Annotated in this window: 21 protein-coding genes; 12 read left to right on the top strand and 9 right to left on the bottom strand. The window is 74.2% G+C overall.

Annotated elements, in window-relative coordinates:
- Nucleotides 1-929: proprotein convertase P-domain-containing protein (locus HAV39_RS41185; RefSeq protein ID WP_191844507.1), on the top strand; the 929-nt coding region annotated here is incomplete at its 5' end.
- A gap of 89 nt (nucleotides 930-1,018) precedes the next feature.
- Here the strand turns inward: HAV39_RS41185 and HAV39_RS41180 are convergent.
- Both HAV39_RS41180 and HAV39_RS41175 read right to left on the bottom strand, forming a co-directional pair.
- Nucleotides 1,019-2,605: an SDR family oxidoreductase gene (locus HAV39_RS41180; RefSeq protein ID WP_191844506.1), complete on the bottom strand. Its 1,587-nt coding sequence runs from the start codon at nucleotides 2,603-2,605 to the stop codon at nucleotides 1,019-1,021.
- A gap of 67 nt (nucleotides 2,606-2,672) precedes the next feature.
- Nucleotides 2,673-3,362, bottom strand: a complete 690-nt coding sequence (locus tag HAV39_RS41175; protein ID WP_191844505.1) for a hypothetical protein — start codon at nucleotides 3,360-3,362, stop codon at nucleotides 2,673-2,675.
- A gap of 211 nt (nucleotides 3,363-3,573) precedes the next feature.
- Here HAV39_RS41175 and HAV39_RS41170 point away from each other — a divergent pair, with 211 nt between their 5' ends.
- The 7 genes from HAV39_RS41170 to HAV39_RS41140 all read left to right on the top strand — a co-directional run bounded on the left by HAV39_RS41170 (nucleotide 3,574) and on the right by HAV39_RS41140 (nucleotide 12,805).
- On the top strand, nucleotides 3,574-5,229 hold the full coding sequence (locus HAV39_RS41170; protein ID WP_191844504.1) for a WxL domain-containing protein: 1,656 nt from the start codon (nucleotides 3,574-3,576) through the stop codon (nucleotides 5,227-5,229).
- A gap of 72 nt (nucleotides 5,230-5,301) precedes the next feature.
- Nucleotides 5,302-6,246, top strand: a complete 945-nt coding sequence (locus HAV39_RS41165) for a WxL protein peptidoglycan domain-containing protein (protein WP_191844503.1) — start codon at nucleotides 5,302-5,304, stop codon at nucleotides 6,244-6,246.
- Entirely contained in the window at nucleotides 6,243-7,385 is a 1,143-nt protein-coding gene (locus tag HAV39_RS41160) for a hypothetical protein (RefSeq protein WP_191844502.1), read from the top strand. Before HAV39_RS41165 ends, HAV39_RS41160 begins: the two co-directional genes overlap by 4 nt.
- 3 nt (nucleotides 7,386-7,388) lie before the next feature.
- Entirely contained in the window at nucleotides 7,389-8,723 is a 1,335-nt protein-coding gene (locus HAV39_RS41155) for a type 1 periplasmic-binding domain-containing protein (RefSeq protein ID WP_191844501.1), read from the top strand.
- The gene (locus HAV39_RS41150) at nucleotides 8,713-9,432 is read left to right on the top strand and encodes an ABC transporter ATP-binding protein (protein ID WP_191844500.1); all 720 of its coding nucleotides are present in this window, start codon (nucleotides 8,713-8,715) and stop codon (nucleotides 9,430-9,432) included. Before HAV39_RS41155 ends, HAV39_RS41150 begins: the two co-directional genes overlap by 11 nt.
- Nucleotides 9,429-12,203, top strand: a complete 2,775-nt coding sequence (locus HAV39_RS41145) for an ABC transporter permease subunit (protein WP_191844499.1) — start codon at nucleotides 9,429-9,431, stop codon at nucleotides 12,201-12,203. The genes HAV39_RS41150 and HAV39_RS41145 overlap by 4 nt, the downstream gene beginning before the upstream one ends.
- Before the next feature lie 11 nt (nucleotides 12,204-12,214).
- On the top strand, nucleotides 12,215-12,805 hold the full coding sequence (locus HAV39_RS41140; protein WP_191844498.1) for a neocarzinostatin apoprotein domain-containing protein: 591 nt from the start codon (nucleotides 12,215-12,217) through the stop codon (nucleotides 12,803-12,805).
- Nucleotides 12,806-12,907: 102 nt separating this feature from the next.
- Here the strand turns inward: HAV39_RS41140 and HAV39_RS41135 are convergent, their stop codons facing one another.
- Complete coding sequence (locus HAV39_RS41135; RefSeq protein WP_191844497.1) at nucleotides 12,908-14,503, bottom strand: pectate lyase family protein; 1,596 nt, start codon at nucleotides 14,501-14,503, stop codon at nucleotides 12,908-12,910.
- A 576-nt stretch (nucleotides 14,504-15,079) separates the two neighbouring features.
- Between HAV39_RS41135 and HAV39_RS41130 the strand changes: the two genes are divergently transcribed.
- Complete coding sequence (locus HAV39_RS41130) at nucleotides 15,080-15,802, top strand: class I SAM-dependent methyltransferase (protein ID WP_191844496.1); 723 nt, start codon at nucleotides 15,080-15,082, stop codon at nucleotides 15,800-15,802.
- 109 nt (nucleotides 15,803-15,911) lie between these two features.
- Here the strand turns inward: HAV39_RS41130 and HAV39_RS41125 are convergent, their stop codons facing one another.
- From HAV39_RS41125 to HAV39_RS41100, 6 genes are read right to left on the bottom strand one after another with little or no spacing between them, the layout of a single operon-like run.
- Nucleotides 15,912-17,030, bottom strand: coding sequence for a cytochrome P450 (locus HAV39_RS41125; RefSeq protein ID WP_191844495.1), 1,119 nt, complete (start codon nucleotides 17,028-17,030; stop codon nucleotides 15,912-15,914).
- Entirely contained in the window at nucleotides 17,027-18,097 is a 1,071-nt protein-coding gene (locus tag HAV39_RS41120) for a glycosyltransferase family 2 protein (protein ID WP_191844494.1), read from the bottom strand. Before HAV39_RS41120 ends, HAV39_RS41125 begins: the two co-directional genes overlap by 4 nt.
- Nucleotides 18,085-18,750, bottom strand: a complete 666-nt coding sequence (locus tag HAV39_RS41115; protein ID WP_120315810.1) for a lysophospholipid acyltransferase family protein — start codon at nucleotides 18,748-18,750, stop codon at nucleotides 18,085-18,087. The genes HAV39_RS41120 and HAV39_RS41115 overlap by 13 nt, the downstream gene beginning before the upstream one ends.
- A complete protein-coding gene (locus tag HAV39_RS41110) occupies nucleotides 18,743-19,072 on the bottom strand; it encodes a lycopene cyclase domain-containing protein (protein ID WP_191844493.1) in 330 nt (109 codons plus the stop codon). The genes HAV39_RS41115 and HAV39_RS41110 overlap by 8 nt, the downstream gene beginning before the upstream one ends.
- Complete coding sequence (locus HAV39_RS41105) at nucleotides 19,062-19,514, bottom strand: lycopene cyclase domain-containing protein (protein WP_191844492.1); 453 nt, start codon at nucleotides 19,512-19,514, stop codon at nucleotides 19,062-19,064. The genes HAV39_RS41110 and HAV39_RS41105 overlap by 11 nt, the downstream gene beginning before the upstream one ends.
- Nucleotides 19,514-20,431 carry a phytoene/squalene synthase family protein gene (locus HAV39_RS41100; RefSeq protein WP_191844491.1) on the bottom strand — a complete coding sequence of 306 codons (918 nt, stop codon included), beginning with the start codon at nucleotides 20,429-20,431 and terminating at the stop codon, nucleotides 19,514-19,516. The genes HAV39_RS41105 and HAV39_RS41100 overlap by 1 nt, the downstream gene beginning before the upstream one ends.
- A gap of 68 nt (nucleotides 20,432-20,499) precedes the next feature.
- Between HAV39_RS41100 and HAV39_RS41095 the strand changes: the two genes are divergently transcribed.
- From HAV39_RS41095 to HAV39_RS41085, 3 genes are read left to right on the top strand one after another with little or no spacing between them, the layout of a single operon-like run.
- Nucleotides 20,500-21,630, top strand: coding sequence for a polyprenyl synthetase family protein (locus tag HAV39_RS41095; protein ID WP_191844490.1), 1,131 nt, complete (start codon nucleotides 20,500-20,502; stop codon nucleotides 21,628-21,630).
- Nucleotides 21,631-21,647: 17 nt separating this feature from the next.
- On the top strand, nucleotides 21,648-23,120 hold the full coding sequence (gene crtI / locus HAV39_RS41090) for a phytoene desaturase family protein (protein ID WP_191844489.1): 1,473 nt from the start codon (nucleotides 21,648-21,650) through the stop codon (nucleotides 23,118-23,120).
- Between the two features lie 31 nt (nucleotides 23,121-23,151).
- Nucleotides 23,152-24,024, top strand: a complete 873-nt coding sequence (locus HAV39_RS41085) for a MerR family transcriptional regulator (RefSeq protein ID WP_191844488.1) — start codon at nucleotides 23,152-23,154, stop codon at nucleotides 24,022-24,024.
- The last annotated feature ends 29 nt before the right edge of the window (nucleotides 24,025-24,053 follow it).

Genomic DNA, 24,053 nt, shown 5'->3' with positions numbered 1-24,053 from the left:
CCACCGCGTACGGCACCAGCCCGGTCTGCGGCTCGGCTCCGGCCGTCGTCGGCATCGGCCGCACCAAGGCCGAGAAGATCTGGTACCGCGCGCTGGACGTGTACTTCACCTCCAGCACCCGCTACGTGCTGACCAGCAACCCGGCCAACACCGCCCGCGCCTACACCCTGCGGGCCGCCACGGACCTCTACGGCACCTGCTCGGTCGAGTACAAGACCGTCCAGGCCGCCTGGACCGCGGTCAACGTGGCGGGCAACGACGCCGCCTGCCCGACCGGCAACGACTTCTCCCTCGCCGCGTCGCCGGCGTCGGGCTCGGTCAACCCCGGCAGCTCGGTGACCAGCACCATCGGCGCGACCCTGACCAACGGCAGCGCGCAGACCGTGAGCCTGTCGGCCAGCGGCCTGCCGAGCGGCGCGACCGCGTCGTTCAGCCCGACGTCGATCACCTCGGCCGGCGGTTCCTCCACGCTGACCATCGCCACCAGCGGGTCGACCCCGGCGGGCACGTACGCGGTGACCGTCACGGGCACGGGCGCCAGCTCGACCCGGACCACCACCTACAGCCTGACCGTCAACGGCGCGCCCGGCTGCACCGGCACCAACCCGACCGACGTCACGATCCCGGACCTCACGACGGTGACCAGCACCATCACCATCTCGGGCTGTGCTCGCAGCGCCTCGCCCACCAGTGCGGTCGCGGTCAACATCATCCACACCTACAAGGGTGACCTGGTCGTGGACCTCGTCGCGCCGGACGGATCGGTGTACAACCTGCACAACCGGTCCGGCGGCAGCGCCGACAACATCAACCAGACCTACACCGTCAACCTCTCCACCGAGGCTGCGAACGGCACCTGGACCCTGCGGGTCCGCGACGCCGCGAGCGCTGACACCGGGCGTATCGACACATGGTCGCTGACCCTCTGACCTGATCCTCCCCAGAAAGAAATGACGGAGGCGTCACCCTTACCCATGGGTGGCGCCTCCGCGCACGTGCCGGCGACCGGGTCCGGCGCTCACGGGCCGGACGGGGCGGCGTCGGCGCGCACCCGGGTCGGTGACAGCGCCCGCACCGGCGGCGGCGACGGTTCGGCGGGCGAGGCGGCCCGCTCGGCGGCGCGGGCGATGTTGCGGGCCATGCCGCCGAAGATGAAGTGGTGGAACGGCGAGATGCACTGCCAGTACAGGTGCCCCGCCAGCCCGTGCGGGATGAACACGGCCCGCTGGTCGTACCGGCAGACGTGCTCCGGGCTCAGCAGGTCGTGGTCGACCCGCAGCTCCAGCCAGGCCCGGCCGGGCAGCAGCATCTCCGCCCGCAGCCGCAGCAGCCTGCCGTGCTCGATCTCCTCGACCCGCCAGAAGTCCAGCGCCTCACCGACGTAGATCTCCACCGGGTCGCGCCGTCCCCGGCGCAGCCCGACGCCGCCGATCACCCGGTCGAGCCAGCCGCGCAGCACCCAGGCCAGGGGCGAGGAGTACCAGCCGGTCTCGCCGCCGATGCGGACGATGACGTTCCACAGCGCGTCCGGCGGCGCGTGCACCCGGCGGGTCTGATGATCGATGTACACGCTGCCGCCCGACCAGTCCGGGTCGGTGGGCAGCGGCTCGGCCGGCGCGCCCGTCCAGGTGGCGGTGGACCAGCGGGTCTCCACCTCGGCGTCGCGGATCTTCGCCAGCGCCAGCTCGACGGCCTCGTCGAAGCCCTTGAGCCCCTCCGGCGGATCGGGCACGAACCTCGCGATGTCGTGCTCGCGGCAGACCGCCTCGTGGATCAGGCTGGCGACCAGCGGCTTGGCGATCGCGCCGGGCACCGGCGTGACCAGGTTGACCCACTGCGAGCTGAGCCACGGCGTGAGCACGCCGACCGGCACGATCACGCGCGGGCGCAGCCCGGCGATGCGGGCGTAGCGGTCCATCATCTGGCGGTACGTGAGCACGTCGGGGCCGCCGATGTCGAAGGAACGGCTCACCTGTTCCGGCACGCTCGCCCAGGCGACCAGGTAGTGCAGCACGTCGCGGACGGCGATCGGCTGGATGCGGGTGCCGACCCAGCGCGGGGTGACCATGACCGGCAGGCGCTCGGTGAGGTAGCGCAGCATCTCGAACGAGGCGGAGCCGGAGCCGATGATGACCGCCGCCCGCAGCGTCACCGTGGGCACTCCCGAGGCGGCGAGCAGGGTCGCCACCTCGTCGCGGGAGCGCAGATGGGCCGAGGGCGGTTCACCGCCCGCCGTCGGATGCGGCTCCGGGCCGCCGAGGTACACGATGCGCTTGACCCCGGCCTGGCGCGCGGCTTCGGCGAACGTGTGCGCGGCCCGCCGGTCGACGTCCTCGAACCGCGGGGTGCCGAGCGAGTGGACCAGGTAGTAGGCCGTGTCGATGCCGTCCAGGGCGTCACGGGTGGCGTCCAGGTCGAGCACGTCCGCCTCGACGATCTCCGCGCCGCGCGCCCACGGCACGTCCCGCAGCCGTCCCGCCGACCTGGTCAGGCAGCGCACGTGGTGCCCGGCCTCGATCAGGCGCGGCGCGAGCCGCCCGCCGATGTAGCCGGTCGCCCCGGTCACCAGCACCCGTGCCCGCCGCCCCCCCGCCCGCCGTGACATGCCTGAATTCTACGGACATTGACCTATTCCGCGGGCCGTGCGACGAACGCTGCGTCGTTTCCTCGGGTCAGTGCTGCGGGAGTGGCTCGTGGGTCGGGTGGGGCGCGGGGGTGTCGGGGGCCGGGCGGGCCGCGCGCAGCACCGTGGCCACGACGGCCAGCTGGAGCAGCAGTTCGCCGACGTTGCCGAGCCAGAAGTGGGCGGCCCCGGCCCCGGCGGCGGCGAACATGGCGATCGCGCCGAGCAGCAGCCAGGGGAAACGGACGGTCCGCCGGACCAGGACACCGATCGCGACGAGCACGAGCATGGTGACGATCGCCGGAATCGGCGGCCCGGCCGCGGCCGCGTTGCCGTAGCGCAGGGTGTCGGCGTACTCGCGCGGTTCCAGGCGCAGCCCGACGACGTCGGCGGCGACTCCGAGCGCGATCATTGCCGTGACCAGCACGCCCCCTGCGATCCGCACGGCCTGCCGCCGGAGCCCGGTGACGCCGAGCCGGGCGGCCAGGGCCGCGCCCGCGACGATGAGCAGCGGCGTCAGCACGGCGTGGATCCAGTAGCGCGGCGCGTTGACGGCTTCCAGGGTCGGGCCGAAGCCGAGCAGCCGTCCGATCGCGACGGCCGCGCTGTCGTAGGCGAGGCCCACGCAGATCACCGCGACGAGGGCCGCGGCCGGTCCGGCGGCGGTCCGGCGGCGTGCCGCCACCGCGGCCAGGATCAGCAGGCTTACCGCGATCGCCGACAACAGCGCTGAGATCATCTGAGCCGCCCTGGTGTTTCGTAGGTGGGAACACCGTTTCGTCAGAGGGAAAGTTATTCCTCGCGTGCCTGATGGCGCAAGGGTTTCCCGTGACGCTGGCAAACATCTCCGGTCGGACGGTTGACAAGCCGGTTCCCCACTGACTTCATTGACGTATCGCTGACGAGAACGTTGTTTCGTCTAGCGAAACAAGGAAGAGAAGGGAGGTTCCATGCGAAGTAAGTGGGCGGTCGTCACCAGCAGCATCGCTGTCGTCGCCGCGCTGGGTCTGATCGAGGCCCCGGCACAGGCGTACGGACCGACAGCGAATTCGCTGGGCTGCCGGCTCTACTTCGGCGACACGGGCGCCGGCTCGTCACCGACCACCTGGAGCGACACGTTCGGACTGACCCTGTCACCGGCCACGCCGGCACCCGGGCAGACCGTCACCGTCACGCTCACGGCCGCCGCCGGACCGCTCAACGGGCCCGCCCCGTTGGTCGCCGGCGACGTCCCGGTGGTCGCCACGGTGGCGCTCGGCGGCTCGCAGTCGGGCACGGTCACGCTGAACCTGGCGCCGTACCCGACGTCGGCCAGGGATCCGTACACGCCGCTCGGCGCGATCACGGCGGCGGGCACCTTCGTCGCCGGACCGGCCGGCGCGGCCACCGCCACGGTGACGCAGGTGAAGTTCGCCAACACCACCGCGGCGACGTACTGCTCCGCCGCGGGCGACCGCGACCACCGCACGGCGCCCCAGGCCAGCACCATCGTCGAGGCGTTCAGCGTGTTCGACGGCTCGGCCACCGTGACCGCGGTGACCGGGCAGACCGTCACCACGCACGCCCGCGCCGGCAACACCGTCACCTTCGCGGTGGCGGGCCTGGCACCCGGCGCGACGCTCACCGCCTCCCTCCGGGACGGCGCGGGCGCGGGCACGGGCGAAGGCTCCGGCACGGGCAGCACCACCGGGTCGGGAGCCGGGACGGGCACCATCGCCGTGCCGGCGGGCGCCACCACCGGGGTCCGCAGCATCGCGGTCTCCGACGGCGTCAACACCGTCCTCGCGCCGATCACCATCCTGGGCACGCCCACCGTCTCCATCAACCCCGGTGGCGGCGGCGCGGGCACCTCGGTCGCGGTGACCGGCACGAACTGGAACCCGGGCAGCGCGGTCGCCATCCGTGGCTACCAGGCGCTGGCCGGACCCCCGCCGCCGAACCCGACCGGGGACGCACCCGTGAGCATCACGGCCTCGGCGTCCGGCGGCATCAGCACCACCTACACCGTCGACGACCCCGCGACCGCGTACCTCGGCGCGTCGTCGGGCGTGGGCCCCGGCACTCTCTTCGCCATCGCGAACTGGGCGGTCTCGGCCGACGCCTGCGTCGCGAAGACCGGCGCGGCGACGACCGGGACCTGCTCGCTGACGTACCACCTGTCGCAGACCGTCACCGCGGGCAACCTCGCGATGGCCCGCGCGGCGGGCAGCAGCAACATCACGCTGTCGGGCGTCACGCTCGACGGCACGGTCCACACCAGCACCGGATCGCTGCCGGTCATCACGGTGACGGACCACCGCGGCAGCACCTTCGGCTGGAGCCTGGTCGGCACGCTCACCGACTTCACCGGCACCCCCGGCGGCACCATCCCGAAGGCGAACCTGTCCTGGACCCCCGCGTGCACCGGCACCGCCGGCGCGACCAACGCCGCCACCGCGGCCGCGGGCTCGGCGGGTCCGGTGGACGGCGCCACGCTGTGCTCGGCTCCGGCCGACGCGGCGGGCACCGGCGGCAGCTTCGACGCCTCCGCGGCGCTCGCCCTGACCGTGCCTGCGCACCAGCGGGCCGGCGCGTACTCCGCGACGCTCACGATCACGCTGAGCTGAGGCGGAACCGGTGGGGGCGGGCGCTATCCGTCCCCACCGGCCCCCTGTATCCCACCACCCGGGGAGAGGCTGATGGCCATCTGGTCGCGTACGGCCGCGGTCGCGCTCGCCGCGGCACTGCTCGCCGTCACCGCGCCGGTCCCCGCCCAGGCCGCGGGCAACGGCCGCTGGGCGGTCGTCCCCACCCCGCCGGACCAGCCCGGCCCCGCCCCGCGCCAGTACTTCTTCCTGGAGTCGCCGCCCGGCCGCACGGTCATCGACTCGGTGCGCGTGGCGAACCTGACCGACCGCCCGATGACCCTGCGCCTGTACGGCGCGGACGCCTTCAACACCAGCGCCGACGGCGGGTTCGGGCTGCGCCCGCAGGCCGAGCGGCAGCAGGGGATCGGCGCGTGGACGCAGCTGGGCCTGGCCGAGGTCGTCGTGCCCGCCAAACGCCAGACCGACATCCCGTTCACCATCACCGTCCCGGCCAACGCCCCGCCCGGCGACCACGTCGGCGGCGTCGTCGCCGCCGAGTCCACGCCGAGCGGGCAGCTCGCCGAGGGCGGCCTGACGGTCGGTGTCACCCACGCCGTGGCCGCCCGGGTCTACCTGCGGGTCAGCGGCCCGACCGTGCCCGGCCTGGCCGTCGAGGAGCTGGCCGCCGACGCCGGCGAGCTGGCCTACACGCTGGCCAACACCGGCAACATCCACCTGGTGCCCGCCCTGTCGGTGACGTCGTCCGGCCTGTTCGGACACACCGTCACCACGGCCGGGCCCGGCTCGCAGCTCGACCTCGTGCCCGGCGCGCGCACCCGCCTGCGGGCGGCGCTGCGCGGGGTGTGGCCGGTCGACGTCGTCACCACCACGGTCACCGCCACCGCCGAGGGCGGCGTGCGCGCCACCGGGTCGACGACCACGGTCACCGGCGTCCTGCCCGCCCTCGGTGTGCTCGCCCTGCTCGTGCTCGTGGCGATCCAGCTGATCCGGCGTCGCCGCCGGGCCCGCCGCCTGCGCCCGCGAGGTCTGGCATGAGCCGCCCGAGCACGGCCGCACGCGCCACGTTCCGCACGCGCCGCGCAGGCACGCCGCCCGCGAGCGCGCCGACCGGTCGGATGCGGCGATTGATCGCCGGGCTGCTCGGCACGTCTGCCCTGCTGTTCACGCCACTTCCAGCGCATGCCGATGGGTGGAGCGTGACGCTGTCCGCGCCCAAGGCCAGGCCCGGCGAAACGGTGCGGGTGACCGGCGCGAACTGGCCCGCGGGTCGGCTGGTGCAGCTGGTCACCTGCGGTGAGCTGGCGCTTGGCGGTTCGGCGTCGTGCGACATGCGGGGCGCGCTGGCGACCGCGGTGCGCCCCGACGGCACGTTCTCCGTGGTGCTGACCGTCGGCGAGCCGCCCCGGCCGTGCCCGTGCGTGGTGCATGCGGCGGCGGTCGGCGCGGGCGAGAGCGGCCATGTGGACGCCCCGCTGGACGTGTCCGGCCACCCGACCGGTCCCGTGCCGGTGCCCGCGCGCACCCAGGCGCAGGTCGACGTCGTCGAGGCCCGGCTCACCGGCGGCGGGTCCGTGTCGGCCTGGTTCGGCGGGCCACAACAGCGCACGCTGGTCTACACCGTGCGCAATGCGGGTGCGTCCGCGCTGACCGGTGCGCCGCTGACCGTGCGCGTCGGCAACGGGCTCGACGCCGTGCCCACCCCGCCGACCGGCGAGCTGCGCCCCGGCGAGACCCGCACCTACGAGGTCGCGGTCACCATCCCGTTCGCGGCGTTCGGGGCCTACCCGGTGACCGTGGAGCTGGGCGGGCTGGGGCGGGCGAAGGCGGTGCACCAGGCGTACCCGTGGGGGCTGGTGCTGCTCAACGTCATCGGCCTCGCGCTGATCGGGTTCGGGGTGCTGCGGCTCCTGCGCCGCCGCCGAGTCCGCGCCGTTGGCCCGGCGCTCGCCGGGGACGGGCCGATGCTGCTGCCCGCCGTGGTGCGGGTGCCCGACCTGGGGGCGTACCTCGTCTTCGACGACGCGCCCGGCGCGGGCCGCATGCGTCGCCTCGCGGGCGGGCAGCTCGCCCCCGACGAGGTGCGCCGCCTGCTGGAACGCGAGCCGCGGCAGCCGGACGCGGTCGTCGACCTGCGGGCGCTGGACGCCTACCTTGCCACTCGCGAAAGAGGGTGACCCGTGGACAGATCGACGGCGCTGCGCGCCGCGGCCGCGGCGGTGGTGGCGGCGGTGGCGTTCACCGGCTGCTCGGCCGTCATGCCCGGCGCGCTCGACCAGGGGCCGCCGGTGACGCTGACCGGGGCCGGGCCGGGGGTCACCAGCAGCACGGTGAAGGTGGTCTTCGTCGGCGTCGACCTGGGCACCACCGGCAGCAGCCTCGGCTTCCGCACCGCCGACGCGGGTGACCTGCCCGCCCAGGTCAAGGCGCTGGAGGAGCACGTCAACGCGAACGGCGGCATCGCCGGGCGGCGGCTGCAGGCGGTGTTCCGCTCGTACGAGGCCAGCAACGACTCCCCGGCCGCCGAGGAGAAGCTGTGCAACCAGATCACCCAGGACGACAAGGCGTTCGCGGTGGTGCTGACCGGGCAGTTCCAGTCCAACGCCCGCCCCTGCTACGCCTCGCGCGGCACGCTGATGCTGGACGCGACCCTGGTCCCCAACGACGACGCCACGTACGCGAAGCTGTCGCCGTACCTGTGGTCGGCCAGCTATCCCGGCTATGACGAGTTCGTCAAGGCGCTGCTGTCCACGCTGCACGGCGAGGGCTTCTTCGCGGGCGTCGACGCGGCCGGGGTGGTCGCCGCGGACACGCCGGTCAACCGGGCCGTCTACGCGCGGCTCGCCGAGCCGGAGCTGCGCAGGCTGGGCGTCGCGCCGGCCGTCTCCTGGGTCGACACCACCGACCTCGGCACCCTGAACGCCGGGCTCAACCAGGCCGTCGTCGACTTCCGCAGCCGGGGCGTCGCCCGGGTGCTGTTCCTCGGCGGGGCCCGGCTGGCGTCGTTCTTCCTGACCACGGCCGCCGCGCAGAGCTACACGGCGCGCTACGCGGTGTCCAGTTTTGACAATCCGGCGTTCCTGGTGAACAACCCCGGCACGATCCCGGCCGCAGCCCTCGCCGGCATGGTCGGCGTCGGCTTCAACCCGAGCCAGGACGTGCCCGACAGCCGGCTGGCCTTCCCCGGCGGCGAAGCCGAGCGAGTCTGCCTGGACATCTTCGCCAAGGGCGGGCAGAGCTTCAAGACCAGGGAGAACGCCCGCGTCGCGTTCACCTACTGCGATGCCGCGCTGCTGCTGCACGCCGCCGCGAAGGACCTCGGCGCGAACCTCAACGCGGCCGCGTTCGCGCGGGCTGCGTCCGCGCTGGGGGACCGGTTCACCCCGGCCGCGGGGACCCGCGGGCTGCTCGGCGGGGATCGGCGCGCGGCGGGCGGCGGCTACCGGGTGCTCGCGTACGACCAGGGCTGCTCCTGCTTCACCTATCGCGGCGAGGAGAGACGCTTTGCGCAATGACGTGCTCTCGGCCACCGGGATCGACTGCTCCTACGGCCCGGTGCAGGTGCTGTTCGGGGTGGACCTGCGGGTCGGGCCCGGCGAGCTGGTGGGCCTGTGCGGCCCGAACGGGGTCGGCAAGTCCACGCTGCTGCGGGTGCTGTCGGGCCTGCACCGGCCGACGGCGGGCCGGGTGGAGCTGTTCGGCGCGGACGTCACCGGCGTCTCGGCGGTGCGCCGGGTGCGGCTCGGCCTGGCCACCGTCGTGGGCCAGGCCGCGTTCGGCTCGCTGTCCGTGCTCGACAACCTGCGCCTGCACGGGTACGCCCTGCGGCCCGCCCAGGCCCACGCCGGCGTCGACGCCGCCCTGGCCGTGTTCCCGCGCCTGGCGCAGCGGGCACACCAGCCCGCCGCGACGCTGTCCGGCGGCGAGCGCCAGATGCTGGTCCTCGCCAAGGCGCTGATCCAGCGCCCGCGGCTGCTGCTCGTCGACGAGCTGTCGCTCGGCCTGGCCCCGATCGTGGTCGGCGGCCTGCTGGAGATGCTGCGGCGGCTGAACGCGACCGGCATGTCCGTCCTGGTCGTCGAGCAGTCGGTGAACGTGGCGCTGTCCCTGGTCGACCGGATCTGCTTCATGGAGCGGGGAGCCATCGCCGCCGAGCACCGGCCGCAGGACCTGGCCGCCCGGCCGGAGCTGGTGCGCTCGCTGATGCTGGGCGGGCACGCATGATCGACCCGATCGTCCTCGGCCTGTTCACCGGCCTCACCTACGGCCTGCTGGCGGTGGGCCTGGTGCTGGTGTACCGGTCCAGCCGCTTCCTCAACTTCGCCCACGGCTCGGTCGGCGTGTTCGGCGCGGCCGTGCTCAGCCTGCTGGTCACCGCCGTGCGGGTGCCGTACTGGGTGGCGTTCCCGCTGGCCATGGCGGTCGCAGGCGGCGTCTCCGCGCTGATCGAGGTCGCCGTCGTACGCCGCCTGCGCGGCCGCCCCGGGGTCACCGGGATGATCGCCACGCTGGGGCTGTCGCAGTTCGTGCTGATCCTCGCCCTGCTGGTGAGCAGCCAGGGACTGAACGGCCTGACGTTCCCCAGGCCGCCCGGACTGCCGTCGTTCACGCTCGGGCGCACCCCGATCGGGCCCGCGTTCACGGCGATGGCGCTGCTGGCCCCGCTGCTGCTGGGCGGGCTGGCGCTGTTCCTGCGGCGCAGCCGGTTCGGCCTGGCGGTGCGCGCCGGTGCCGACGCGCCGGACACCGCCCGGCTCAACGGCATCCCGGCGGCGCGCATGACGACGCTCGCCTGGGCCATGGCGGGTGCGGTGGCGGCGTTCTCCGCGATCCTGGTGACCCCTACCCAGGGCGCACAGTCGATCGACACCCTCGGACCGGAGCTGCTGCTGCGGGGCCTCGCCGGGGCGGTGGCGGCACGCATGGCCTCTCTGCCCATCGCGTTCGCGGCCTGCCTCGGCGTCGGCATCGGCGAGCAAGTGCTGCTGTCGATGGGCGCGGGCCGGGGCGGGGTGTCCCTGGCGTTGGCGCTGCTCATCCTGGTCGCACTGCTGGTGCAGCCGCAGTTGGGCCGCCGCGACGGCGAGCAGGCCCGCTGGCCGCGCGCCGTGCCCGCACCCGCGTCCCGGGCTGGGCGGGTCCTGGCCGGGCTCGCGCTGCTGGCGGCCGCCGGGGCGGCCTACCTGGTCACCAACGAGACCGCCTCGGCGCTGACGACAGTGGCCGGGTTCGCCGTCGTCGGCCTGTCCGTGCTGCTGGTCACCGGCCTGGCCGGGGAGCTGTCGCTGGGACAGTTCGCGTTCGCGGGCATCGGGGCGGCGGTGTCGCTGCACGTGGCGGGGTCCACCGGGAACTTCTTCGCCGGGGCGGTGGCCGGCTGTGCGGCCGCCGCCGGGTCGGCGGTGCTGGTGGGGCTGCCCGCGCTGCGCCTGCGCGGCATCGCGCTGGCCGCCACGACGCTGGCGTTCGCGCTGGCCGCCGAGGCGTGGCTGCTGCGGCTGCCGTGGCTGCTCGGCGACGGGGTGCCCGCGCCCAAGCCGGTGTGGACCGGATACGCCCTGGTGCTGGCCAAGGACTACTACCTGTTCGCGCTGCTGATGCTGGTGCTCGCGCTGTGGCTGGCGCACCGGCTGCGGGCGGGCGGCTTCGGCCGGGTGGTGCTGGCGCTGCGCGACAACGAGGACGCGGCCCGCGCGCTGGGCGTGCCCGCGCCGCGCCGCAAACTCCAGGTGTACGCGGCTGCGGGCGCGCTGGCCGGGCTCGGCGGCGTCGTCATCGGACACGGCCAGACCCAGGTCACCGTGAACAGCTTCCCGGCGGCGGCCGGGATCGACGTGGTCGCCCTGACCGTGGTCGGCGGCCTCGGCCTGCTCGGCGGCTCGGTCCTCGGCGCGCTGCTCCTGGCCGGCCTGCCCGGGCTGGTGGAACTCGGCGTCCTCGGCCAGGCCGCGCTGACCCTGGGCTGGCTGCTCGTCGTCGTGGTGATGCCCGGTGGCCTGGGCGAACCCCTGGCCCGCCTCGTCGGCCGCCGGGCACGCCCGGCCGGCCGGCCGGGGACGCCTCCGGGGGACCCTGATCGGCGTCTGGTGTCGGAAACCGTGGTCTCGCCCGAGGTTGTGGCACGGGACAGCGATCATGCGGCGGCGAGCGTGGCGGCGCGGGCCGCGGTGACGTTGCCGCGGCGGACGGTGCCGCTGGTGGTGGGGCCGGGGGCGTTGCTGGAGGCGCGGGGGGTCGCGCGGGCGTTCGGCGGGGTGCGGGCGGTCGGCGGGGTGGACCTCGCGGTCGGGTCCGGGGAGGTCGTCGGCATCATCGGGCCCAACGGGGCCGGTAAGACCACGCTGTTCGAGATCCTGGCCGGGTTCACCCGGCCCGACCAGGGGCAGGTCGCCTTCGCCGGCCGTGACGTGACCGGGCTGAGCCCGCAGCGGCGAGCCGGGTTGGGCCTGGTGCGCTCGTTCCAGGACGCCCGGCTGTTCCCGACGCTGACCGTGCGCGAGTCCCTGCTGGTAGCGGGGGAGCGGATCGCGCCGACCGGGCTGCTGACCGCCGCGCTGGGCGGACGCGGGCCGCTGCGGCGGCAGGAGGCGCTGGCCGGCAACCTGCTCGACCTGTTCGGGCTCGCCGCGTACGCCGACCGCCTGGTGGGCGAGCTGTCCACCGGCACGCGCCGCACCGTCGAGCTGGCCTGCCTGCTGGCGCTGGAGCCGTCGCTGCTGCTGCTCGACGAGCCGTCGTCGGGGGTGTCGCAGGCCGACGGCGTGGCACTGGCCGACCTGCTGGCCCGCGTCAACCGCGAACTCGGCGTGGCGCTGCTGGTCATCGAGCACGATCTGCCGCTGCTGGCGCGGCTCGCGACGCGGATGGTCGCCATGGACTCCGGCCGGGTCGTCGCCGACGGCACACCCGACCAGGTCCGCACCCATCCCGCCGTGGTCGCCGCATACCTCGGCACCGATGCCGCCGCGGTGCACCGTTCCGGTGCCCCCGTCTGAAGGAGGTTCCCATGTGGAGAGCACGTGCGGTCGCGGTCCTCGCCGTCCTGGCGGTGTCCGTGCCGACGATCGCGTCACCGGCCGCCGCGAAGCCGGTGCTGACGCTGAGCAAGTCCAGCGGGCTGAGCGACGGCGCCTCGATCACGGTCAACGGCTCGGGGTTCACCGCGAACCTCAAGCAGATCGCGATCGGGCAGTGCATAGCGGAGGTGAAGGGCCCCACCGACTGCAATCTCGCGGGCGGGGCGCAGTTCGTCAACGCCGACGCCAGCGGGAAGATCCCGCCGGTCACACTGCGGGTGGCCAAGCAGTTCGGCTCGTTCGACTGCACCAAGCGGTCCTGCGTGATCGCGGCGCAGATCCTGCCGTCGTCGGCGTCCGACGACGTCGTCAAAGCCAACGCCACCAGTACGAAGATCACGTTCGGCGGCTCGGGCGCCAGCTCGCCCGCGCCGCGGACCTCGCCGGGCGGCGGGACGCTGGCCAAGACCGGGCCGGGCGACGAGCACTGGGTCATCGTGCTGGCCGGCACCGCGCTCCTGCTGCCCGGCATCGGCTTCCTGCTGCTCATGCCGCGCCGCCGCCGGGCAGTGGCGGGCTGAGCCTCGACGCCGGGTAGGGGGCCGGGCACCGGTGACGAGACCGAAGGGGCGGGAGCCGCCAGATGCGACGGCTCCCGCCCCTCGTCTCGGGTGGTCGTGCGGTCAGCTCGCGTAGGTCTCGAACTCGGCGACCTTCGGGGCGGCCGACGAGCTGGTGATCCGGAAGGTGACCTTCGTGGTCGAGGTGGCGGTGAAGGTGATGGTGCCCGCGCCGCTGCCCGACTTCAGGACCGCGCCCGTGGCGCCGTTGAGGACCTGCCAGGACCCGATGGCCCCGGTCGAGCCGGACGCCTCGCGGATGACGATCCGGGACACCGACTTGGCGGAACTCCACTTGACCGAGATGTCACCGGTCGCGCCGGAAGGCGACCAGAACGTGCTCAGGTTGCCGTCCTTGACATTGCCGTAGCTGGTGCCGCTGGCCTTGCTGGAGCCGTCGGCGCCGGCGTCGGCGGCGAGGCTGAGGTTGGTCCCGCTGGGGCTGGTCGACGGCTGCGGGCTCGGCACGGAGCTCGCCGACGGCGACGGCGCGGTCGACCGCGACGGGCTGGCCGACGGGGCGGTGCTGCTCGGTCCCGCCGACGGCGAGACCGGCGTGCAGCTGCCGTTGGACACCTGCAGGCCCTTGTTCGCGCCCGCCGTGGCGGCCACGACGCTCGGCACGCAGCTCGCCGCGTCCAGGGTGTAGGAGTACGGGATGCTGACGGTGGTGTTGGACTGCACGTTCGGCCCGGCGGGGTTGGTGTCGGTGCCGGGGCTCGACCAGGTCACGTTGTCGAAGATGTTGCCGCTGACCTGCCAGTAGCCGGCCTCGCTGGTGTAGAACGTGCCGAGCACGTCCTTGGAGTTCTTGAAGTAGTTGTTGTCGACCTTGGCGCGCGCCCCGGCCCGGGAGTTGATGCCCGACTCGTTGAGGCTCACGTAACTGTTGTTGTAGATGTGGGCGATGCCGCCGCGCAGCAGGGGAGTACGCGAGTCGATGTTCTCGTACAGGTTGTGGTGGAACGTGATGAAGCTGTTGCCGGTGTCGCTCTCGCTGGAGCCGATGAGACCGCCGCGGCCCGAGTTGCGCAGCGTGCTGTAGGACAGCGTCACGTACTCGACGTCGTCCTTCATGTCGAAGAGGCCGTCGAAGCCCTCCGCCTCGCCGCCCGAGGCTTCGAGGTTGACGTGGTCGACCCAGACGTTGCGGACGGTGCTCTCCATGCCGATGGCGTCGCCGCCGTTGGACAGGGGCGAGCCCGACTTCTTGACGTTCCGCACGGTCACGTTCTGGATGATGATGTTGCTGGAGTCCCGGATGTGGATGCCCAGCTGGTCGAAGATCGCGCCGCCGCCGACCCCGATGATCGTGACGTTGCTGATCTCCTTGAGCTCGATCTTGTCAGCGGCGGTGTTGCAGCTGGAGCCCGAGACCTTGGTGGTGTTGCCATGGTTGATGGTCCCGGAGACCTGGATGGTGATCGGGGTGCTGCTGCTGGCCCGGCTGCAGAGGGCCGCGTGGATCGCGGTTCCCGTGGAGGCCTGCACCGTCGCACCGCCCGCGCCGCCGGTCGTCCCGCCATTCTGGGTGGCGAAGCCGGTGACGCCGCCGGTCGCCGCCGACGCCTGAGGCGCCTGCAGGGCGACGCCGATCGCGGCTACCGCGGCTGTGGTGGCCAGCGCCGCCAGAAGTCGCCGTGTGACTGGTCGCTTCATCTTCGTCTCGCTTTCGTCTTCGTTCGCGGGTTTCGCCGCGCAGGTGAGGGGTCGACGCGGCAGTCCGGCGAGGCTGTGGGCCCTCGCCTGGTGCCGGGCAGGTCGCGGATCGACCCGGAGCGGTGCTCTTCTCGGTATGGAGCTGGTCTGCGATGCCGCCGAGGCCTGGATCGGGCCGTCGAGGCCGTCAGCGGCTGCGCCCGTGCCGAACCGTCGGGGCCGTGGGTTCCCGTCTCGAGGTCGGTGCCGCCCGGTCGGGAACGTTCGGGCGGCAGTACCCACGCGCCCCGGTCACGACCGGCGGGAGGCCCGTTCCGCCGGTGTTTCGGGAAAGCGCATTCCCTAACAAGGTGCAGTCCGAACGAGACGAAGTCAATGGATCACCGTGTGCAGGATTGTTGCAGCGCCGGATACGTGCGGCCGGTGACGAGCCATTGACGGGCGTCGGCGGACGGCGATACCGTGTCCTACCTGGAATGCGCTTTCCCGAACTTGCCCGCGAGACTCCCGCCGACCGGAAGGCGTCACCGGAGCGGGCTCCCGGATTCGGCGGCCGCGACCGCCGATAATCGACCGATGACGACAGACACAGCCGTGTCCCGGATCCGTGCGGTGCGCCACCGGCTCGCACAGGAGGGTCCGCCCTGGACGCGGGACCGGGCGGACGATTTCCCGACGGTGACGGTGCCCGAGCGCGACGGCGACGTGCTGCGCGATCTGCTGATCGCCGAGGGCGTGGCCACGGTCGTGGAGGTCGGGCTCGCCTACGGCAGTTCGGCGCTGGCGATCGGCGAGGCGCTGCTCGCGGTGGGCCGGCCGGATCCCCGGCACGTCGTCATCGACCCGTTCCAGGACAGCGTCTGGCGCAACGTCGGCTGGGACCAGCTGTGCTCGGCGGGGCTGGCGCCGATCACCAGGCTCATCCCGGACTGGTCGTCGGTCGCGCTCGCGCGGCTGGTCGCCGACGGATTCGTCGCCGACGCGGCGTTCGTGGACGGCAGTCACCGGTTCCACGAGGTGTTCGTCGACTTCTACTTCCTGCGCAAGATCGTGCGGCCCGGCGGGCTGATCCTCATCGACGACGACCGGGTGCCGTCGGTGCGGGCGGCGGCGCGCTACTACGAGCAGAACCTGGGCTGGACGCCGATTCCCGGCGCGTTCACGGGCGGCACCCTGGTGGTCGACGGCGACGACTCCGCTGCCGAGCCGGTGACCAGATGCAACGCGTTCCGGCTGCCTGACGCGTTGTCCGAGCCGCCGTTCGGGGACTTCCAGCCCTTCGGGCCGTGCGGGCACTGACGGGTCCCAGGCTGCCCTGCCGGCCCCAGCGGAGGCAGGTCAGCGACGCGGCCGGTCTCGCCGGGGCGGCCGAGCGGACTGGCCGGAGCACCCGGGCGGCCGCCGCGGGTCACCAGCGCCGGTCGAGCCAGAGCGGTCCACGCGGTCGCAGCGCGATCGCGGCGCTCGGTGTCGGGTCGCCCTCCACCTGGGCGAGTTTGGCCTCACACCACGGGACGAGGGCCGCGCGCAGCATGGCCCGGGCCAGGTGGGCGCCGAGGCAGGTGCGCCGTCCGGCGCTGAACGGCAGGAAGCCCCAGGCGGGCCGCCCGTCCTCGAACCGCTCGGGCCGGAACGTGTCCGGGTCGGGCCACAGCCGCTCGTCGCGGTGGGTGAGCAGCGGGGAGTACAGCACGAGCGTGCCCGCGGGCAGGCGGACGCCGGTGGCGGCGGTGTCGTGGGCGGTGACGCGGCTGCCCAGCCACCCGGCCGGGTAGAGGCGCAGGATCTCGTCGAGCACCTGCCCGAGCGTGTCGGCCTGCCGCCATTCGGGCGCGCCGGCCAGGTGCCACAGGGCCCAGGCCAGGGTGTGCGCGGTGGTGTCGTAACCGGCGGCGAGCCCGACCCGCAGCTCCGCGACCGCGCCGTCCATCCCGGACAGCGCCTCGGCGAGGCTGCCCGGCGGCGGGTCGGCGAGGATCGCGGCGATGGCCGCGTCGAGGCGGCGGAACAGCAGCGGCCGCGGGATCATCGGACCCGGCGCGGGCCGCTGCAGCGGCTGCAGGAAGTCGGCCAGCAGCCTGTCCGGCATGGTGTTGGCGAAGAACGCGGCGTTGAGCATCCGGCGCACCACGTCGCTCGCCCAGCCCAGCGCCTCGAACCGGCCGGTGGGCAGGTCCGCGCGCGCCACCAGATCCAGCCGCTCCAGCAGGTGGTCCAGAGCGCGGGCGTGGAAGTGCGGGTTGAGTTCGCGGCGGCGCGGGTCGTGGGCGGGATTGTCCTGGTAGACCACCCCGGCGGACAGGTACGGCGTGAGCCCGCTGAGGCTGCCGACGCTGCGGAACGTGTCCAGGTCGCCGAGCACGGCGCGATTCCAGTCCGGGGTGTAGCCGACCACGGCGGTGCGCCACAGTCGCAGCCGGAACACGTCGCCGGTGCGGGCCCCGTCGCGCAGCAGCCGCACCGGGTCGGTGGTCCATCGCCACAGGTGGCCCAGCAGCGGTGTGCCCGCGGGCGAGGGGAGGCTCACCGGTACTCCCGTCCCTTCCAGACCGCGGTGCGGCGCAGCGCGGTCAGGTAGACGGGCACGGCGGCGGGCGCGGTGAACGGCACCAGCGCGGCTTCGGCGTACGCTCCGCGCCCGGTCTTGGCGTTGGACAGCACCCGCTCGGCGAGCCCGAGCGCCGCCGCGGCCCGCCACGCGCCGCCGCGCCGCCACAGCAGCCACGGCACCGTGTACGCGGTCAGGTTCCAGGCGAAACTCGCCGCCAGCAGCAGGTCACTACCGCCGTGCGCGGCCCGCATGCTCTTGCCGACGCCGCGTACGGCACCGCGGTAGTCGTCGTACATGCGGGTGCTCACCAGGTCGCCGCCGAGCGCTAGGCCCAGTTTCAAGCCTTTGCGGCGGCTGAGCCGGGCCAGCGCCAGGTCCTCGACGATCTCGCCGGCCACCGCCGCGTGCCCGCCCACGTGCGCGTAGGCGGCGCGGCGGAAGGCCAGCAGCTGCCCGTTGGCCACCGCGGCAGCCGGGATCGGCAGGTCGAGCAGCTGGTGCGGCAGGAAGCCGAGCAGGTTCTCGTCGATCAGCGGCACCAGGAGGCGCTCGCCGAGGCTGTCCGTCCGCTGGCGCGGGAACACGGAGAACACGTCGGCGCGCTGGCGGCGCTGCTGCGCCCACACCGCGTCCAGCGCGCCGGGCCGCAGGGTCACGTCCGCGTCGAGGAAGACCAGCAGGTCGCCGCCGGCGGCCAGGGCGAGCTGGTGGCAGGCCCAGTTCTTGCCGATCCAGCCGTCGGGGCGGGGCGCGCCGGTGACCAGCTTCAGGCGCGGGTCGGCGAATCCCGCGACGATGTCTGCGGTGCCGTCGGTGGAGCCGTCGTCGAGGACCAGGATCTCCTCGGCGGGCTGGGCGAGCAGGCCGGGCAGGGTGTCCGGGAGCCGGGCGGCCTCGTCGCGCGCGGGCACCAGCAGCGAGGTGCGCGGACGCCCCGGCCCCGACCGCCCGCGGGCCAGCACCGGGAAGGACCGGGCGTTGCTCACCAGCCCGGCGGTCTTGACCAGGTGGAAGCCCAGCACGGCGGTGCTCAGGACGCCCACGGCGCCGCTCCCTGCACGGTGTCGATGCGCTCGTCGACGCTGCGCCGCCCGGCCAGCACCCGGCGGAAGCTGGCCAGCGGCCGGCGCGGATCGGCGACGGCGAGCTGGCTGTCCAGGGCGGACAGGTCGGCGGCCAGGGTCTCGGCGAGCCGCTCGGTGACCTGGTCGTCGCGGCCGCGGCGGGTCACCTCGGTGCAGGAGACGTACGCCTCGGGCTTGGTCTGGCCGCGCAGCGCCACCCGGACCGCGACCGCGTACAGCGGCACCCGCGCCTGGCGGGCGTACCAGGCCGCGCCGGGCGACAGCGGGCCGGGCGGGCCGGCGGGGCGCAGCTCGCCCTCGGGGTAGATGACCAGGGTGCGCCCGTCGGCCAGGTGCCGCAGCCCGGCCCGGGGCTCGGCGGTGCCGAACACGCCGACCCGGCGCACGAACCGGTACCGGGCCAGGTTGTCCTGCGCCATGATCAGGCACGCGGGGTGCCGCGAGCGGTCCAGCACGACGGACGCCACGAACGGGTCCCACCAGCTGTGATGGTTCGCGGCCCAGACGAACGGGCCGCGGGGCAGCCCGCCGCGCAGCCACACCCCGCGCAGGTCCCGGCGGACCAGGTAGGTGAAGCCGTGGCGCAGGAACGCCGCCACCGGGTCACGCATCGCGGCCCCCGCCCTCGCCGGCCGGGCGCAGCCGCTGCCACAGCAGCAGGGTCAGCGTGATCAGGGCGAGGCCGAACCCGTAGTCCTCGACCGGGATGTGCCACGGTGCGCGTACGCCGCTGATCTGCTCCTCGGCGTAGTGCACCACGGTGGCGTCGGGCCGGGTGAGCCAGCCGTCCACCGGCACCATGAACGCCAGCGAGATCGCCACGGTGATCCAGTAGCGGGCCGTCCGCAGCAGCCCGGTGCGCAGCACGACCAGCTCCAGGGCCACCACGGCGACCGGGGCGGCCACGGCGGCGATCGTGTACTCAGCGGCCACGTCGGCTCACCGTGGTCTCCGGTCGCGCGGGCGCGGCGGCCCGGGCGGCCGCGGTCGGGTCCTCGACGACGCGAGCCGGTGGTGCGTCGTCGGCCGGGTCACGGCGCGGCGGTCCGGCGCGCTCGGCACGCCGCAGCAGCCGCGGGGCGCGGCCCAGCACCTCGAAGGTGAGCAGCGCGCACAGCGGCACGACCACGAAGAACAGCCACTCCTCCCACGGTAGGCCCGCGACGGTGACGCCGGTGGTGTACCGCGGCGAGAACCACCAGTGGCCGCGCGCGACCGCGACGAGGTCCCAGAGCACGAACACGGCCACCACGGGGACGAGCGTGGCCAGCAGCCGCCGCGGCTGCCGGTAGACGCGCGCGCCGAGCACCGGCTCCAGCGGCAGCGTCACGGCGACGCAGGCGGCCAGGATCAGCAGGTAGCGCAGCGCGTCCATCAGCTCGCCCGCTCCGGCGCGCGGGGTGTCGCGATCGGGGTGCCGGCGGGGGTGAGCAGGCAGCGGGCGGCTACCTGCAACCGGCGGCGGGTGGGCACGGTCGCGCGGCGGGCGAACACGTCGAGATCGGCCCGTTCGATCTCGTCGAGGATGCCACCGTAGAGGTGGAACGCGGTGCGGATGCAGGCCTGCGAGGTCGGCGCGAGCATGGTGACGCCCGGAGCCGCCGCGGCGTAGTGCTCGCGGGCCCGGACGATCTCGTAGCGGACCAGCTCGCGGATCGCCGTGGTGGCGGTGCCGCGGGCGGCGGCCTGGTACAGCTCCGCCGGGCTCACGCCGAACGTGCGCAGGTCGCGCTGGGGCAGGTAGATCCGTCCCCGGTGCAGGTCCTCGCCGACGTCGCGCAGGAAGTTGGTCAGCTGGAAGGCCAGCCCGAGCTGGCGGGCGGGTTCGCGGGCCACGTCGGCGTCGGCCGGTTCGAGGATCGGCAGCATCATCGTGCCGATGACCGCTGCGCTGCCCTCCATGTAGGCGAGCAGGTCGCCGTAGTCGGCGTACTCCGTGACCTCCAGGTCCATGGCCATGCTGCGCAGGAACGACGCGAAGTCGGCGCGGTCCATGTCGAAGCGCTCGATGGTGTGCAGCACGGCGGGCAGCAGCGGATCGTCGACCCGGGCGCCGTGCAGGCCCGCCACGAAGCGGTCGGACCACTCGCGCAGCCGGGCGGCGCGGGCCGCGGGCGGCAGGTCGTCGGTGCTGTCGACGATCTCGTCGGCATAGCGGGTGAAGCCGTAGAGCGCGTGCACGTGCGGGCGCTTCCAGGCCGGGAGCAGGCGGGTGGCCAGGTAGTACGTGCGGCCGTGGCGGCGGTGCAGCTGCCGGCAGCGCTCGTACGCCGCGGCGAGTTCAGGCTCCACGGGGCTCTCCTGTCAGAAATATCGACTCAGCAATCGACGCAACTTCGACTCTACGCTAATCTGAGCCCGTGGCAAACGACACCTTCTCCGCGACCGCTCCTTCCCTTACCCCGACCGCGGGTCCCGGGCCGGTAGACCACGCCGCTGACCTGCACCATCGTGTCGACCAGGCGCTCAGCGACTTCGTGCTCGCCGAGACGGCCGCGCTGCTGGACGTCGACCACGCGCTCGAACCGCTGCTGGCCGCGGCCCGCGACGCCGTGCTCGGCGGGGGCAAGCGCATCCGCCCGCTTTTCGCCTACTGGGGCTGGCGCAGCGTGGCCGGGCCGGACGCGCCCGTGCAGCCCGTGCTGCCCGCGCTCGCCGCGCTGGAGCTGCTGCACGCGTTCGCGCTGGTCCACGACGACGTGATGGACCGCTCCGCCACCCGCCGGGGCCGCCCCACCACGCACCGGGCGCTCGCCGCCGCGCACGCGGGCCAGCGGCTGCGCGGCGACGCCGACCGCTTCGGCGACGCCGGCGCGATCCTCGTCGGCGACCTGTGCCTGGTCTGGGCCGACCGGCTGATGAGCCGGGCGAAGGTGCACGCGGCGGCGCTGGCCGGTGCGCGCGCGGCGTACGACCGGATGCGGGTCGAGGCCATCGCCGGGCAGTTCCTGGACGTGCTCGGCGACCACGCGCCGGCCTGGTCGCCGGAGCGGGCGCTGCGCACCGCCCGGCTCAAGACGGCCGGTTACACCGCCACCTGGCCCCTGCACTACGGCGCGGCGCTGGCCGGCGCCCCGGCGGCGACGTTCGCCCGCGGGCCGCTCGGGCGCGCCTACACCCGCTACGGGCTGGCCGTCGGCGAGGCCTTCCAGCTGCGCGACGACCTGCTCGGGCTGTACGGCGAACCCGCCGTCACCGGCAAGCCCGTCGGCGACGACCTCGGCAAGCCGACCGTGCTCCTGCTGCTGGCCCGCGCCCGGGCCACCGCCGCCCAGCACGCCGAGCTGGATAAACTGCTGGCCGCCGGGCATCCCGACGTGGCCCGGCTGGGCGAGGTGATCCGCGCCACCGGGGCCGCGCAGCGGCTCGGCGACATGATCGCCGAGCGGGTGGCCGAGGCGCAGGGCGCGCTCGCCGACGCGCCCGTCGACCAGCCCGTCCGCGCCGCGCTCGGCGAGCTCGCCGCCGCGGTGGCCTGGCGCGCGGCATGACCGGAAGGAGCGCACGCATGCGGACGGTGCCCGGAAGGACCGATCACGTGGTCGTGGTGGGGGCGGGGCTGGGCGGGCTGGCGTGCGCGCTGCACCTGGCCGGCGCCGGGCGGCAGGTGACCGTGCTGGAGCGCGCGGACGTCCCGGGCGGCCGGGCCGGGCGGCTGGACCGCGACGGATACACGTTCGACACCGGCCCGACCGTGCTGACCATGCCGGACCTGATCGCCGAGGGCTTCGCCGCGGTCGGCGAGGACATGGCCGACTGGCTCACCCTCACCCCGCTGGACCCGGCCTACCGGGCCTGGTTCCCGGACGGCTCGAAACTCGACGTCATCGCCGACCCGGACCGGATGGCCGAGGAGATCGCCCAGGTCTGCGGGCACCGGGAGGCCGACGGCTACCGCCGCTTCGTCGACTACGCCCGCCGCCTGTGGGAGCTGGAGCGGCACGACTTCATCGAGCGCAACTTCGACAGCCCCCGCGACCTGCTCACCGCCAACCTGCTGCGGCTGGTCGCGGCAGGCGCGTTCGGGCGGCTGCAGAACCGCGTCGACTCCTTCCTGAAGGACGAGCGCACCCGCCGGGTCTTCTCGTTCCAGGCCATGTACGCGGGCCTGTCCCCGCACAAGGCGCTGGCCGTGTACACCGTCATCGCGTACCTCGACTCGGTGGCCGGTGTCTACTTCCCGCGCGGCGGCATGCACGCGGTGCCCAGGGCGATGGCCGCGGCCGCGGAGAAGCACGGTGTGCGCCTGCGCTACGGCACCGAGGCCCTGCGGGTGGAGACCAGCGGCGGCCGGGCGACCGCGGTCGTCACCACGGACGGCGAGCGCATCGCTGCCGACGCCGTCGTGCTCAACCCGGACACCGCCGCCGCCCACGCGCTGCTGCCCGGTTCGCGCCCCCGCGAGCTGCGCTACTCGCCGTCGTGCGTGGTGCTGCACCTCGGCTCCAGCGCGGAGTACCCCGAAGCCGGGCACCACAACATCCACTTCGGTCGCGAGTGGCGGCGCACCTTCGACGAGGTGATCACGAAGGGGGAGCTGATGAGCGACCCGTCGCTGCTGGTCACCAACCCGAGCCGCACCGACCCGTCGGCCGCCCCGGCCGGACGGCACACCTACTACGTGCTGGCGCCCGTGCCCAACCTGGTCACCGGCGACCAGGACTGGCGCGGCGCGCTGGCCGACCGGTACGCCGACGAGCTGATCGACGTCCTCGAAGCGCGGGGCTACCCCGGCTTCAAGGCGGGCGTGCAGACCCGGACCGTGATCACCCCGGCCGACTGGGCCGACCAGGGCATGGACGCGGGCACGCCGTTCGCGGCCGCGCACACGCTGACCCAGTCGGGCCCGTTCCGGCCGCGCAACCTGCACCCGGCCCTGTCCAACGTGGTCTTCACCGGCTCCGGCACCACTCCCGGCGTCGGCGTGCCGATGGTGCTGATCTCAGGCAAACTCGCCGCGCAACGCATCATCGGCGGCTGAGCATGTCCCGCGCCTCGGGGGAGCATGCAGCATGAGCGAACAGGGCCGCAGCGCCGGGGACGTCGCGCGGCGGCTCGGCGTCGCGGTGACCACGCTGCGCACCTGGCATCAGCGGTACGGCCTCGGGCCGAGTGAGCACGTCGCGCACCGGCACCGCCGCTACACGCCCGACGACGTCGCCCGGCTCGAAGTGATGTGCCGGCTGACCACCGAGGGCGTGCCGGCCCACGAGGCGGCCCGGATCGCGCTCGCCGGTCTGCCCGGCGAGCCTGCCGCCGCCCGCCTCGCCCCTGCCGCCGACCCGTCGGCGCGGGGGCTCACCGTCGCCGCGGTGCGCCTGGACATGCCCGCGATGCTGTCCACGATCGCCTCGGCGGTACGCGGCCGCGGCGTCGTCTACGCCTGGGACCACCTGCTGTGCCCGGTGCTGGTGGAGGTCGCCCGGCGGCAGGAGCCGGACGGGCACATGATCGAGGTCGAGCACCTGCTGTCGCGCTGCATCCTGGAGGTGCTGTGGACGGTGCCCCGGCCGTTCGGCGCGGCCGCCGCCCGCACCCTGCTCGCCTGCGCCGCCGAGGAGCAGCACACCCTGCCCCTGGAGGCGCTCGCCGCCGCGCTGGCCGAGCAGGGCTGCGGCAGCCGCATGCTCGGCGCCCGCGTGCCGCCCCCAGCCCTGGCCGACGCGATCCGCCGCACCGGCCCGGCCGCCGTCTTCATCTGGTCCCAGTTCACCCCCACCGGCGACCCGGCCCAGCTCACGCCCGTCCTCGCCGCCCGCCCCCGCCCGGCCCTGATCGCCGCCGCCGGCCCCGGCTGGACCGACCCCCTCCCCACCGGCATAACCCGCCCCCTAAACCTCTCCGACGCCCTACGCCTAGCCCTACCACTGACAACCCGCCCCTAACCCCTAACCCCTAACCCCCCCACCCAAGA

The organism is Catellatospora chokoriensis, assembly GCF_011297315.1.
In the GTDB taxonomy this organism is placed as follows: domain Bacteria; phylum Actinomycetota; class Actinomycetes; order Mycobacteriales; family Micromonosporaceae; genus Catellatospora; species Catellatospora citrea.
Note: the sequence above shows the minus strand (reverse complement) of the source record. Positions and strands in the feature narration are given on the sequence as shown.

Bases quoted from the DNA above. Each gene is read 5' to 3' on its own strand.
- HAV39_RS41180 (WP_191844506.1), bottom strand. From the start codon at position 2,605: ATGTCACGGCGGGCGGGGGGGCGGCGGGCACGGGTGCTGGTGACCGGG.
- HAV39_RS41175 (WP_191844505.1), bottom strand. From the start codon at position 3,362: ATGATCTCAGCGCTGTTGTCGGCGATCGCGGTAAGCCTGCTGATCCTG.
- HAV39_RS41170 (WP_191844504.1), top strand. From the start codon at position 3,574: ATGCGAAGTAAGTGGGCGGTCGTCACCAGCAGCATCGCTGTCGTCGCC.
- HAV39_RS41165 (WP_191844503.1), top strand. From the start codon at position 5,302: ATGGCCATCTGGTCGCGTACGGCCGCGGTCGCGCTCGCCGCGGCACTG.
- HAV39_RS41160 (WP_191844502.1), top strand. From the start codon at position 6,243: ATGAGCCGCCCGAGCACGGCCGCACGCGCCACGTTCCGCACGCGCCGC.
- HAV39_RS41145 (WP_191844499.1), top strand. From the start codon at position 9,429: ATGATCGACCCGATCGTCCTCGGCCTGTTCACCGGCCTCACCTACGGC.
- HAV39_RS41140 (WP_191844498.1), top strand. From the start codon at position 12,215: ATGTGGAGAGCACGTGCGGTCGCGGTCCTCGCCGTCCTGGCGGTGTCC.
- HAV39_RS41135 (WP_191844497.1), bottom strand. From the start codon at position 14,503: ATGAAGCGACCAGTCACACGGCGACTTCTGGCGGCGCTGGCCACCACA.
- HAV39_RS41130 (WP_191844496.1), top strand. From the start codon at position 15,080: ATGACGACAGACACAGCCGTGTCCCGGATCCGTGCGGTGCGCCACCGG.
- HAV39_RS41115 (WP_120315810.1), bottom strand. From the start codon at position 18,750: ATGCGTGACCCGGTGGCGGCGTTCCTGCGCCACGGCTTCACCTACCTG.
- HAV39_RS41105 (WP_191844492.1), bottom strand. From the start codon at position 19,514: ATGGACGCGCTGCGCTACCTGCTGATCCTGGCCGCCTGCGTCGCCGTG.
- crtI (WP_191844489.1), top strand. From the start codon at position 21,648: ATGCGGACGGTGCCCGGAAGGACCGATCACGTGGTCGTGGTGGGGGCG.
- HAV39_RS41085 (WP_191844488.1), top strand. From the start codon at position 23,152: ATGAGCGAACAGGGCCGCAGCGCCGGGGACGTCGCGCGGCGGCTCGGC.